Source organism: Chitinophagales bacterium, from assembly GCA_013816805.1.
Taxonomy (GTDB): Bacteria; Bacteroidota; Bacteroidia; order Chitinophagales; family UBA10324; genus MGR-bin340.
The window spans coordinates 1-12,669 of the sequence record JACDDS010000026.1 but is presented as its reverse complement, the minus strand read 5'-3'; the positions used below and the strand labels follow the sequence as shown (position 1 = coordinate 12,669).

Below are 12,669 nucleotides of genomic sequence, written 5' to 3'. Positions count from 1 at the left end.
ACTCAATGCAGTCAAAAACAAATTACTGGCGCGCGTTCTTGCTGTGGTTAAACGCGGAGAACCTTATGAAAAAAATTACTCATTAAAATGTTTGGCCGTGTCATAGAAATCAACGGCACCAAAAACATGCGCCAGATGTTTGATTTAACAGGGTACTTCTTACACATTCGTGAGGAGACCACCTACGAAAGCCTCAGTGCCATGGAAAAAATGATGACGGAGGAAATGCCAAACAGTAAGGAAATGGAGGCATGGTACCAGCGGTTTATACCGTTGGTAGAAAAATCACATCGTGAAATTTTTACTATTTACGAATAGATTTTAGCTGCTGTGGGTCTTGGCCCGAAGATTGAAGACGGGCCAGGCCAGCAATGGCGCTCACGCTTCGGTTACTGGTCTTCCAGGCGCTCAATGCTTTCCAAAGACCAGCAAAGACATTATTTATACATTTCGATGTGCATGTTTTCATCCAGCGATTGCAGAGAGCAAGATTAAAAATTAATGCGGTTATGCGTCTTGAACATGAATGATGAAATCCACTTCCTTTCATTCAAAAGATAGAATAACAAAGGAAGCGAGATTAAGGAGGTCACGGGCTCACAAACTATTTCTCTGTTTCCTGATCCAGCACCTGGAGCGTCTTCGTGTAAAGGGCATCAGCCTGCGATTGAGAATCTCCTATACACACTACCCCGAGTTTTCCATATTGGGAAAGCGCACCGATTAAATGAAACATGACTCCCTGTTGTGTGGATCCATCGTACTGCAGATTTTTCAGGATGGCCATATCAATGAGATCAGGCGGAGTAAGCATCTTATAATTTTCGCTTTTTACGTTATCTGAGCTGAAATAATAGCGCCGCTGTCCGCTGGCAGTGAGATAAATTCCTTTCTCTGCATCATACTTGCCAGCGGTTAGACCCTGCAGCAGAAGGTTGGGATGCGTAGTGCCTCCCTTACGCAAATTAATTTCTACTGCATAGTGTTTCCATCCGTCGCTTTCCTTTACCGAAATAAAATCAATACTGAAGCGACCCATCACGCCATATTTTGCCATTTCCTGAGAAATACATAACCCCCGCTTCCCGATTTCACCTGCATACTCTTCATCAGCCGGAAACTTTGCGCCAATGAATACCTGCCCACCTTCACCGCCCAGTACCTGATCATGGGTGGAGATTACTTCGGCTCTGCCCATGGGATCTATGAGACATTGAGCTGAAGGCGATGTCTTGATTTCCCCGGGAATAAATTCTTCTACAATGCCCTGCATCTCTTTGAACTTGCTCATGAAAATTTCATAGGTGAAGTCCGCTGCCACAACGGTAAGGTGGTCTTTTAAGTGATCCCTTACCCAGGTTTTTATGCTTCCCGTTTCAGGGCACCCATTGAACGCGAAAATGGCATTGCCTTCACCTGAGAACCCTTCATTCACTTTCACTACGGCCTTTTTTAGCGAAGGATTATCAGTTTTCAGCGACACCAATGCTTCGATAATTTCCTGCTCATCCTTTACATCTTCATAACCCGGTGCCAGGTCTGCTCCGCAGGCTCTGAAGATTTTTCTGCTTCCGCTTTTCGAGCCGTGATGGAGGAGGTCAGGATCACATCCAAACAAGGGAAGGTTCAGCCGCACGGCAAGCGTTCGTTCGAAACCGGTAGTGTTATAATCCGTTATATGGGCCAACTCATGCACCGGAACAGCTTCCCGTATCCGCTCCATCAGCCTGGGCCTCTCCAGGATTTTCTCCGTCAGCGACTTTGGCGAGGCATCAAAGCAACTGAGCATCGTAAGCCTGCGGCGTGCATGATGGCCCGTGATACCGGGTAGCAGATGCAGGTAATAATCAATGATCACCTCATCAATGGGCATGCTGGTAACATATACTACGTGAGTGCGTGGCATGCGAAGCAGCATGAGCAATGAAAGCAGGCGTTCTTCATAATGCAATGATCCGCTCACCCTGGTTTGCAATTCCTGGTCAATCGTGAGCGAAGGAATACACACAATAGTTTTCTTCGCCTCCATGTCGGGAAACACCTTCTCGTATTGCCACAGCAATTTTTGCTGCAGCTCGCGAAAGCGTTGCTGCTCGGCTGAGGAACCAGGTTCTGGAAACGTTTCTGTTGCGTCGTGAATGGATTGAGGATCCGTTTCGGAGTTGAGTGATTGCATTATTCCGTCTTATGTTTGTAAAATTAATAAACGAAATTTCGCTTTGGGTATAAATACTACCCTGTTAATGTGGCTAACGTATGGGATGTTCTTTCATTCGGTTAGAGCTCCTCGCGGAGCATTCATCATCCTCCGCTTTTGGTTTATTCAGGAAGGATCCAGGATTAAATTCAGAAGGCGTAATGATACGTCTTATCTTATCAAGTACACTCGGGCCCCTGCCGCTACTCTGTAATCAGGTAGTCCAACCGGCTCATAATCGTTAATCATGTTTACATAGTGGATCGTAGCTCCATCCGGTGATTCCTGGAAGTTGAGGATAAACCGTGCCCCCCATACGAGGTTTTCTTTTTTATACCCGGATATAAGGGCATTTTTACTGTGGATGATACGGGCTTTGGGTCGTGAAAATTTACCGTATAGCAATCCGGTGGCCAGGGCAAAAATCAGCAGGCCGATCATCGATTCGATGGATGCCACCCAGCTCGCGGCTATGCCCACCGGCGCAATTCGCCCGTATCCAACGGTGGTGAGCGATTGTGCGCTGAAGAAGAAACAATGAAGAAATGCCTCCTGCCCGGACTTACCGGTATAGCCCGTTAGCTGGTCTACACCTATCAGGTAATAGATGTAGCAAATAAACTATTAGCTGTGAGGAAGATGATGAACACGGTGAAATTAAACTTCCACCAGGCCATGGTGATGAGGTCATGATAAGTTTCATACGGCTTGAAGAAAGGAAGTCCTTTGACGATTACGTTGAATGTACCATCTGGTTTAAACGAATGCCGGTTCCGCAATTGGACCTTCGCGCTCAGACCTGTATTATCATCATAATGTATCAATTGCGGATTTTCTTGAGGTATCATTGTTTAAATTTTAAAAGAGGTTTCAGAGTGGATACAAATGTGAATAAGGAACATGAATTATGCAAGCAGGAGAGGTCTTGAATAGGCAGCCGCATGCGCAGTCAGGATTTCCATTGAATGCTCAGGGAAGAAATCAAGGTTTTAACTTGTCCACTCCATTGGGGCTTCTGTCTTCACCGGCCACTCAACTAAGCATGAGCGAAAAGAGGATCTGGCGTTACTCAAACAGATCTACCTTTAACTGATACCCGGTAAACATGGCTTCCGAAAAATGGAGTTTGGCAAAGACGTTTCTGGATTATCCTCCTCATCGGTTCGGTTGATGAATTAAAGGAAAGGACAGAATTAACCTTTCACATTATCTTTATGCAGATGAATATAAAAACAAAGCCAGGTCTCGCTCCGTGCATGACTTAACGGAGTAACCCGCGCGGACGCAAATAATAGAAAATGACAGACGACGGGACAAAAGAAATCAGCAGCACATTTTTCGCTCCGCAGCTTTACTTTAAGAGCGGCACCTGCGATATTGATTTTTACATAAAGGGTTTCGGAGCCATCGAACTCAGGCGTTGGACAAATGATGATGGAAGTATTCACGTATCCGAACTGTCAATTGATGGTGCTGTATTTCAACTTCATGAAGAATCTCCTGAGAAGGGTCGGTTTGAGCCGATACAAAACAAGGGTGTTACCTCACTCATCGGTTTATATGTTTCAGATGTGGATGCCGTGATGCAGAGAGCAATAGCAGCAGGCGCATCATAAATTTCCTCTGCTCAGGATTATGATTCCGGCTATCGCCAGGGTGAAATCAAAGATCCGTATGGCCACCATTGGCTGATTGAAATGAAAATTTAATAGAAGCAGTAAATACCTGTATGATTTCCGGCTGAAGGAAATAGGTTACCTTGGTTCTCTAAATCAAATCAATATGGGACTGTTAAGCAATTTGTTCGGCGGTGCGCAGGGAGGAATGGCTGCGAAACTATTGCAAACCCTTACTTCCGATCTTAATCTTACGCCGGATCAGGCTGAAAAGATCAAAGGATTTTTTCAGCAGTTCCGTGAAGAAAAGCACGAAGCAAAAGCAGAAGGGGATATGGCAAGCAAGATGGAAGGCATTAAGCAGGAATTCAAAAATCATATCAGCAGCGTGCTCACATCGGAACAAAATCAAAAATTTCTCGGCAACGAGGAGAAGTATCTTGGCATGCTGCACATGGGTCAGTAGCGTAAAATTGCCCAGGATTCAAATCTATATCTTGAAATTTGGAAGTCATACATCCTGCCTGTTTCAATCCAAATGAAAAAAGTTGATTGAGGCCCAGCAATTTTCAAAACTGGGAAGCATGACTTTGAATCGAGAGGCGATAGAAAAAACGCAGGCTAACAGTTTAATCTGACATTACTGGAAGTGCCCAATGATATCAGCGGATCAGCCGTTGCCCGTAATTTGTATCCGTTCTATCTTCAGAAAAAAGCACAAGGGATTTTGATCAACCCCCATCATTATAAATTAGTATGGGCAGGATTTCATCCTTAAAATACCGCACATTGATAGGGCATGAAATACAAATTATCCTGCGAATAATCGTAACCCTTCAACCGGTTTTTTTTGTGTACAGGATGCTTGGTCAGCCGCCGAGTCACTCCGTTGAGCCTTCTGTGTTCGCCGGTCACTCAACCAGGCATAACGCAGAGCGAGGACTCGACGTCACTCAAGTATCTGAATCTTTTATCTTTAACTCGTGCCGGTAAGACATGCCCATTCGAAAACCACAACGCGCAGTGGTTGATAAGGCATACAACCACAGGCAACCCAAAACATCGGAAGCAAAAAAAATTTTCCCTCAAAACATCAGATTAGATACTTTTGAAAAAATTTTATACTTAAAAACCTCATTTATGATATTAGAAAGAATGGTGTTCCACCTCAAATTCGGAAAAGCAAAAGATGCGAAAACATTATTAAAAGAATCAAAATCACTGATGCCTCCCGAAATGCAAAAAAACATGCGCCAGATGTTTGATTTAACAGGTGCTTCTTACACATTGGTGATGGAGACCACTTACGAAAGCCTCACTGCCATGGAAAAAATGATGACCGAGGAAATGCCAAACAGTAAGGAATTGGAGGCATGGTACCAGCGGTTCATACCGTTGGTAGAAAAATCACATCGTGAAATGTTTACCATTTACGAATAGATTATTCCACTCAATATTGGGTATCCGGATAGTCTTTAATTATTCTATTTACACAGCCATTAGAAGTTTGTTAAGTCTGTCGGGAAGGAGTAAGATGTCAGCAACCAATTAAATAAAGTTTTAGGCTGTTGATTTCACATTTTGAAAAATAAAAAGATGCTATGTTGCTCCCGGGTTAAGTTTGGTCTTTCTATCTGTAACCGGAGTATTTACTCCGCTTTAATTGATCACAATTAAACAAGAGGGAAGATTTTTTAACCTAAGAAAGCAAAAGGGTTTATTTTATGTCCCCGCCGGGTTATTCCGTTGAGCCTTCTGTCTTCAGCAGTCACTCAACCGAGCATGAAGAAAAGCGAGGACTCGGCGTCACTCAAAACACTGAGAGAAATTGCAAAAAAGATTGTAAAAAGGGTTATAAAGAACGTTACTATTGACTGGATCATCCGAGGAACCTCACGCGCGAGTTTATCGTGCTGGTAAAGAGGACGCTAACGAAGTATCCTTCGAATTAGCAGCAGAAGGCGATTGATACGGTGTTGAAGAAAGGGGAGTTGATGGCAGATGAGATGACCTATTGATAATTTAAAATGATTTAATAATTTTATAATGTTCTTAGAAATCCAACCAAAAGCGGTTACACCCAGTAAATCTTTTATTCAATACTCACTCATCCTATCAAGCAACTCCAAGTCCTCTTTATCCAGTTGAAGATTTGCACCATTTATCAGATCATGCAATTGCTCTATAGTGGTGGCACTTGCAATAGGTGCCGCAACGGTTGGACGGGTCATTAACCAGGCAAGTGCAACTGATGCTGGTCTTGTATTATTGCGAGCAGCTATTTTATCCAATGCTCTTAAAATAAGATTGCCCCGGTCATTCAAATATTTTGTAATGCCCTCGCCTCTGGCGCTTTTAAAAAGATCATTTTCTGAGCGGTACTTGCCGGTTAAGAATCCACTCGCCAACGATGAATAGGGTAGAACGCTTATTTTATTAGCTATGCAATAGGATTGGTAATTTTTTTCAAAATCTTCACGGTCATACAAATTGTATTGTGGTTGAAGAGTTTCATACCGTGACAGGTTTTTAGTATTACCGTAATCTACCGATTGCTTCAGCCGTTCCGGAGAGAGATTGGAAACGCCGATAACCCGTACTTTTCCTTGCTTTATCAATTCAGAATACGCATCCATGGTGTCCTCAACCGGAGTGGCAAGATCATCAAAATGAGATTGATACAGATCGATATAATCTGTCCGTAAGCGAGCCAATGAATCCTCTACGGCACTAAAAATATATGTCTTCGAAAGTCCCTTTTTCTCGTCTCCCATGTCACTGCCTACCTTAGTAGCAACAATTATTTTATCGCGGTTATTCCTTTGCTTTATCCAGTTACCGATAATAGTTTCAGATTCTCCGCCCTTATTGCCAGGCACCCACCTGGAATAGCTGTTTGCCGTATCAATCATATTGAAACCAGCGCCGGTAAAGGCATCCAGTAGCTTAAAAGATAATTGCTCATCAATGGTCCAGCCAAAGACGTTACCTCCAAAAATCAATGGCAACGTCTCCAGCTCTGAATTTCCGAGCCTCCTTTTATGCATCATTCAAATCTTTATATCAACTATTCTTAACCTTCAACACTTTAACACAACATTTCAAACCTTAAACTTTCAACTTACAACTTCATACAACTTTAAACATCCCTTCCGGCCAAACTCCAACCCTTAAAACTTCAAACTCAAAACTTTTCAAATCAAAGCGTTGCCATATCTATTACAAACCGATACCGTACATCTCCTTTAAGCATTCTTTCGTAGCTCTCGTTGATGTCTTTTATGTCAATCACTTCCACATCGGAAACGATATTATGCTCTGCGCAATAGTCGAGCATCTCCTGTGTTTCAGGAATGCCACCAATCAGGGAGCCGGTGAGCGATCTTCTATTGCCGATTAGATTAAACGCAGGTATCTGAGCAGGTGTTGGAGGGGCTCCCACACACGTCATTACACCATTTGTCTTCAGCATGCTCAGATACATGTTATAATCGTGAGGTGCAGAAACGGTATCGAGGATGAAATCGAAATAATTCTTTACGGAATTTACCTGCTCTGTATCGCTGGTTAAAATAAATTTGTGAGCACCCAGCCTTTTAGCATCGGACTCTTTAGAAGGAGAGTGGCTCAGCATGGTGACTTCCGCACCAAAAGATACCGCCAGTTTGACACCCATATGGCCTAATCCACCAAGACCCAGTATTCCCACTTTATCACCTTTGCCGATATTCCAGTGCCGCAGTGGTGAGTAGGTGGTAATGCCTGCACAAAGTAACGGTGCTATGCCTTCGAGCGGAAGCTTATCGGAAATGGTCAACACGAAGTCTTCATGTGCCAGAATCCGCTTGCTGTACCCGCCGTAGGTATTGCCACTGCCATCCTTTTCTTTTCCATTGTAAGTTCCTACCATCCCGTTAATACAATATTGCTCAAGGCCTTCTTTACAATTTTCGCATTCGCGGCAGCTGTCTACAAGGCATCCGATGGCGGCAAGATCACCTTCTTTAAACCTATTTACATGAGACCCAACTTTTGTTACGCGGCCTACTATCTCATGTCCCGGAACGGCTGGGTACATGGTGCCACCCCATTCATTGCGTGCGGTATGAAGATCGCTGTGGCAAACTCCGCAATAAAGAATATCGATCTGCACATCGTGTGGCTTTGGATTTCTTCTTTCAATTGTCCAAAGTACTAAGGGTGTTGTAGCTGATTGTGCAGCATATGCTTTTGTTTCTGACATACTTGATTTTTTTTAAGAAACGAAAGTACCGTGAAAAGGTTGCTTCATAAGAAAAAACCAATTTGCTTTTTTTAAGAATGAATTTGCACAAAATGAGTAGAAAAACTAAATGAATGCTATCTTCGTTAAACATTACAATTGTACAAGCCAGTATTACATATTTTAATTATGAACTTTATAAGCCTTGTACTGTTAGCAATGCAATTTCTTCAAAGCAAATAAGGGTCAAATTAGATGTCGAAAGTCAGTTTCAATAACAAGCCAAATCCTTTTTTTCTTTCCCTGAAAAAAAAAGTGGATGCAATTTTCGAAAATAAAAAGATTCATCCATCAGGTAACCGCGCGCTATTTTTTAAAAATATATTATTTATCGGCACGTTGATAGGGCTTTATATTCTTCTTGTTTTTTTTACCCCTCCGGCCATTATTTCCGTTTTTCTTTGTGCCATTTTAGGAATTGACTTCGCGCTTATAGGTTTTAATATTATGCACGAAGCCGGACACCAAAGCATTTCCAGGTATAAATGGCTTAACACTGTTTCTGCTTATTCACTTAACCTGATGGGAGGCAACAGCCACTTCTGGAAACTGAAGCATAACATCAGCCACCATACGTATACTAACATCAGCGGTGAAGACCATGATATTAACCTCAGCCCTTTTATGCGTGTGGATGAAAATCAGCCACGGTACTGGTTTCATAAATACCAGCATTTCTATTGGATCTTTTTTTATTCACTTACCTACCTGGCATGGGTTCTTATTGCAGATTTTCAGAAATATTTTACAGGCAGGATGGCACCAGGAGCGGAGCAGCACACTTTTAGCTTAAGGGAACATCTTATCTTCTGGATCACGAAGTTTTTTTATTTCGGCATTTACATGGTGCTGCCTGTATTTATGGTTGGTCTTGTGCCTACACTGGTCGGTTACCTGATAGCTGCAGGGGTATGCGGACTATTTATCAGTATTATTTTCCAGATGGCCCATATTGTGGAAGCAACATCTTTTCCTAAACCAGATACAAATTCAAAACGTATTGAGCATGAATGGGCAATCCATCAGGTGCGCACCACTGCTGATTTTGCAACCAACAGCAAAGTGATATCATGGCTCGTAGGTGGATTGAACTTCCAGGTCGAGCATCACTTATTTCCTAAAGTAAGTCATATCCATTATTCCAAAATCAGGAAGCTGGTAGAAGAAACGTGCAAAGAGCATAAAGTACAGTATAATGAATATTCTTCCCTCTTTAAAGCTTTTAAATCACATTTATCGTATTTGAAAAGATTGGGCAGTGCGTAGAGTCCATTGTCGAAGGTAATTTAATCCCATAACGGAATTTCTTCTTTCCGAATTTTCAATGCAATTAAACGGTTTACCTTAACCAATTAATTAATTGCAAATAATGTTTTACTTTTAAAAATCATCTAAGGTTTCCCGCTATTGAAAGATTATATTTTATACGCAGCAACTATATTCTATTTACATTTAACCTCCTTTTAACTTCTAATATGAACAGAATTTTTCCGCTTTTTTCATTGATATGCATTACGGTGATTGCAATGGGCTTTACGGTTCATGCACAGCAAGTTTCTCAAAAACAAATAAAAATAGGCAAGCCCTATGTTATAAATTTTAGTGCGCTTGCAGATGAGGAAAAGCAGAATCCGGCGAAGTACAAAAAACGCTTTATTGAACAAGGGGAAGACCGTGATAAGGATTTCAGATTTAAACCACAGCCTGTAACAGGAAAAGCTTCTAAATTCAATATAACCATTCCGGCCCATAAAAGCAGAAGCACATCACCGTCACCAAATCTGGTTTTTAATGGTGTGCTCGATAACGGAACGCTTATACCTCCTGATATCAATGGTGCTGCGGGAGACAGCTTGATTATGGAAACTACTAATCAGCAATTTAATATTTACAACAAGTTCGGAACGTTTATAAAAACAGTAGGCATTACTACCTTCTTTAATGTTGCTGGCGCATATTTTTTTTACGATCCTCACATTATTTTTGACCCGACCCGTCATCGCTTTATAATCAGTATAGATGGCTTTCTTGCCAATGGTAATGGGGGTGTATTTATTGCCGTTTCTCAAACTTCCGATCCTACAGGCACATGGTATTTATATACATTTGACACAGGTGAAAACCTTGGATTATTTGATTATGCACTTGTCGGCTTAAATAAAAATTGGATTGTATTTACCGGGAATGATTTTCTGCATACGGGCGGTCTGCTCACAAAAATCTATGTCTTCCGGCGTGATAGTGCTTACATGGGCAGCTCTGTTACTGCGCATGTATTCAGCGATCCGACGGTATTCACTTTATGCCCAGCTACCACTACAGATACTTCTTTAGAAACGGAATACCTGGTTGCCAACTCTAATGGATTTAGCAGCGGCTTCGGCTATGTAAAATTGTTCACCATTAGTGGTGCCATAGACTCACCTAAGTATGCCTTTAAAAGCCTGGTTGGTATAAATCACACCTGGAGCGATAATGGAGTGCCCGCACCACAGCTTGCCAGCACTCATGGCCTCGAAGCCGGTGATACAAGAATTGAAAATGTCCTTTATATTAATGGATCATTGTGGTTCACGCATACCGTATTTGTAACCAATGGGGGCACCCATGCATGTGTTGACTGGTGGCAGATAGATCCGGACTCTGTAAAAGTTCAGCAATTTGGACGGATTGAAGATTCAACGGCAAGGATATTCTATTTCTATCCAAGTATCGGTGTGAATGTAAAAAATGATGTTTTATTGGGTTATGCAATGTCTTCTTCGAGCATGTATCCAAGTGCAGGCTATTCATACAGAAAAGGAACGGATAGTTTGAATACCATGCAGGAGACCTATATATTTAAGCCAGGCCTTGGTCCTTATTTTAAGGATTTTGGCGGCGGTCGTAACCGGTGGGGTGATTATACTTTTACCTGTGCTGATCCGCGTGATACTTCATTCTGGTCTTTCCAGGAATTTGCTAACGCTCCTCAAAACTTATGGGCTACCGTTATCACAAATGTTGGAGGAACTCCCTGCAATGAGGCACCCAGTCCCGGAATATTAACCGCTGCCTCTGATACCATTTGTTTTGGCGCAGGAACTACCATATACCTGAACAACAGCCTCTCAACTGAAAAAGGAATTCAATATGACTGGCAGCAATCAAGCGATGGAATTAACTGGAGCGATCTTAATGTAGGTGGTGGTATAGCATCCTTTGTTACAGACAGCTTGAAGACTAATACGTCTTACCGCACAATTGCAACGTGTGCAAATTCCGGTTTAGCAGATACCTCTTCAAATTTGTCTATAGTGGTACAGGGAATCACTTCTGTTTCGAATGTGACTTCCTGCACTCTTGATACCTTTCAATTATTCGTTACTTCAACTGGCCCTATAAGCTGGTATTCTGATTTGTCTTCATCGGTTCCATTTGCTTCCGGCGATTCAATAACAGCAAATGTGATTAGCGATACTACTTTTTATGTAAGTACAGGAATCACGCATAAGGATACTGTCGGTCTTGCAAACCCCGATACTACCGCCGGTTCATACAGTTCTGCTTTTACAGAAGGGTTTTTATTTACCGCCTACGATAATTTTATTCTTGACAGTGTATTTGTATATCCGCAAAAGGCCGGAAAAATTACCGTTAATTTATTCAGCACTATTGGCTTTATTAGGCTTGCCACTGCCAGCATCGTTGTTACTGACAGCGATGTCAATAAAAAGATGGTAATTCATACAAATTTTAAAATTAATGGCGGAAAGGATTACAAGCTGAATGCTATTGGTTCCACTTCACCTGCTTTATATTCTACCAGCAATGTAGCTTTTCCATATACTGTACCGGAGGTGTTGTCTGTATACAGCTCCATCTTAGGTTTACATGATGCTTACTATTTCTTTTACGACTGGCATATTTCTTCAGGTTGCGGTTCTTTCAGAATACCTGTAACCGTAAACATTGATACCGTTAAATTATTACCTAAGGCTTTCCCAACTTCTGTTTGTCCCGGTGATAGTACATCACTTTCTTCATCTGGAGCTTCGACTTATTTATGGCAGCCTGGAAATTTATCCGGCAACCCTGTAAAAGTTGCTCCGCCAGTTACTACCACTTATACAGTTACCGGCGCAGATCAATTCAGCTGTCTCGGAACTGCTTCTGTCACGGTTACTGTGAAGGATTGCAACACGGCGGTTAACATAATAACAGATACGGATATGCCTTTGATTTATCCTAATCCTGCAACATCGTCTTTATACATTTCCTGGAATGCTGCACAGCTTGAAAATTCACGCATTACCATTGTGAATCCTCTTGGTCAGAAAGTCATAGTGACCAAGGCCAATTATCATTTGACGGGTAATATAACAGTGGTCGATATTTCAACCTTGCCAAATGGCTTGTATTTCGTTAACATTGATAAGGACGGAAAGAGCTGGAAACAAAATTTTGCAAAGGAGTAGATAGGGTGTTCCTGAAAATGATTTTGCCTTAGGGATGGGAATAGATTTTATTGTCTTCGAGTATCATTTTTTCTTTTTTATTCTATCATCAGCGTTGTAATTGTTTTATACAGCCTC

The 12,669-nt window shown here is 41.9% G+C and carries 10 protein-coding genes and 1 pseudogene; 6 read left to right on the top strand and 5 right to left on the bottom strand.

Going from position 1 to position 12,669, the window contains the following annotated elements; translation table 11 throughout:
* Positions 1 to 87 precede the first annotated feature (87 nt).
* Complete coding sequence (locus tag H0W62_15140; protein MBA3649852.1) at positions 88 to 318, top strand: hypothetical protein; 231 nt, start codon at positions 88 to 90, stop codon at positions 316 to 318.
* Between the two features lie 286 nt (positions 319 to 604).
* On the opposite strand, the gene H0W62_15135 is transcribed toward H0W62_15140, so the two are convergent.
* The 3 genes from H0W62_15135 to H0W62_15125 form a co-directional block, all read right to left on the bottom strand.
* A complete protein-coding gene (locus H0W62_15135; GenBank protein MBA3649851.1) occupies positions 605 to 2,176 on the bottom strand; it encodes a carboxylate-amine ligase in 1,572 nt (523 codons plus the stop codon).
* A 192-nt stretch (positions 2,177 to 2,368) separates the two neighbouring features.
* Entirely contained in the window at positions 2,369 to 2,815 is a 447-nt protein-coding gene (locus tag H0W62_15130) for a two pore domain potassium channel family protein (GenBank protein MBA3649850.1), read from the bottom strand.
* A complete protein-coding gene (locus tag H0W62_15125) occupies positions 2,794 to 3,045 on the bottom strand; it encodes a hypothetical protein (GenBank protein ID MBA3649849.1) in 252 nt (83 codons plus the stop codon). Before H0W62_15125 ends, H0W62_15130 begins: the two co-directional genes overlap by 22 nt.
* A 450-nt stretch (positions 3,046 to 3,495) precedes the next feature.
* Here H0W62_15125 and H0W62_15120 point away from each other — a divergent pair.
* The 3 genes and pseudogenes from H0W62_15120 to H0W62_15110 all read left to right on the top strand — a co-directional run bounded on the left by H0W62_15120 (position 3,496) and on the right by H0W62_15110 (position 5,253).
* Positions 3,496 to 3,906, top strand: a pseudogene (locus tag H0W62_15120) (VOC family protein).
* Between the two features lie 73 nt (positions 3,907 to 3,979).
* Positions 3,980 to 4,279 (top strand): hypothetical protein, encoded by a 300-nt coding sequence (locus H0W62_15115; protein ID MBA3649848.1) that lies wholly within the window; start codon positions 3,980 to 3,982, stop codon positions 4,277 to 4,279.
* A 530-nt stretch (positions 4,280 to 4,809) separates the two neighbouring features.
* Positions 4,810 to 5,253 carry a hypothetical protein gene (locus H0W62_15110; protein MBA3649847.1) on the top strand — a complete coding sequence of 148 codons (444 nt, stop codon included), beginning with the start codon at positions 4,810 to 4,812 and terminating at the stop codon, positions 5,251 to 5,253.
* Positions 5,254 to 5,909: 656 nt separating this feature from the next.
* Here H0W62_15110 and H0W62_15105 read toward each other — a convergent pair.
* Positions 5,910 to 6,860 carry an aldo/keto reductase gene (locus tag H0W62_15105; GenBank protein MBA3649846.1) on the bottom strand — a complete coding sequence of 317 codons (951 nt, stop codon included), beginning with the start codon at positions 6,858 to 6,860 and terminating at the stop codon, positions 5,910 to 5,912.
* Between the two features lie 152 nt (positions 6,861 to 7,012).
* Positions 7,013 to 8,056 carry an NAD(P)-dependent alcohol dehydrogenase gene (locus H0W62_15100; protein ID MBA3649845.1) on the bottom strand — a complete coding sequence of 348 codons (1,044 nt, stop codon included), beginning with the start codon at positions 8,054 to 8,056 and terminating at the stop codon, positions 7,013 to 7,015.
* Between the two features lie 234 nt (positions 8,057 to 8,290).
* Between H0W62_15100 and H0W62_15095 the strand changes: the two genes are divergently transcribed.
* The gene (locus H0W62_15095; protein MBA3649844.1) at positions 8,291 to 9,361 is read left to right on the top strand and encodes an acyl-CoA desaturase; all 1,071 of its coding nucleotides are present in this window, start codon (positions 8,291 to 8,293) and stop codon (positions 9,359 to 9,361) included.
* Between the two features lie 209 nt (positions 9,362 to 9,570).
* Complete coding sequence (locus H0W62_15090) at positions 9,571 to 12,552, top strand: T9SS type A sorting domain-containing protein (GenBank protein ID MBA3649843.1); 2,982 nt, start codon at positions 9,571 to 9,573, stop codon at positions 12,550 to 12,552.
* Positions 12,553 to 12,669 lie beyond the last annotated feature (117 nt).

Coding starts and splice junctions, on each gene's coding strand:
- H0W62_15135 (MBA3649851.1), bottom strand. CDS start 2,176: ATGCAATCACTCAACTCCGAAACGGATCCTCAATCCATTCACGACGCA.
- H0W62_15115 (MBA3649848.1), top strand. CDS start 3,980: ATGGGACTGTTAAGCAATTTGTTCGGCGGTGCGCAGGGAGGAATGGCT.
- H0W62_15100 (MBA3649845.1), bottom strand. CDS start 8,056: ATGTCAGAAACAAAAGCATATGCTGCACAATCAGCTACAACACCCTTA.
- H0W62_15105 (MBA3649846.1), bottom strand. CDS start 6,860: ATGCATAAAAGGAGGCTCGGAAATTCAGAGCTGGAGACGTTGCCATTG.
- H0W62_15140 (MBA3649852.1), top strand. CDS start 88: ATGTTTGGCCGTGTCATAGAAATCAACGGCACCAAAAACATGCGCCAG.
- H0W62_15090 (MBA3649843.1), top strand. CDS start 9,571: ATGAACAGAATTTTTCCGCTTTTTTCATTGATATGCATTACGGTGATT.
- H0W62_15095 (MBA3649844.1), top strand. CDS start 8,291: ATGTCGAAAGTCAGTTTCAATAACAAGCCAAATCCTTTTTTTCTTTCC.
- H0W62_15110 (MBA3649847.1), top strand. CDS start 4,810: ATGCCCATTCGAAAACCACAACGCGCAGTGGTTGATAAGGCATACAAC.
- H0W62_15125 (MBA3649849.1), bottom strand. CDS start 3,045: ATGATACCTCAAGAAAATCCGCAATTGATACATTATGATGATAATACA.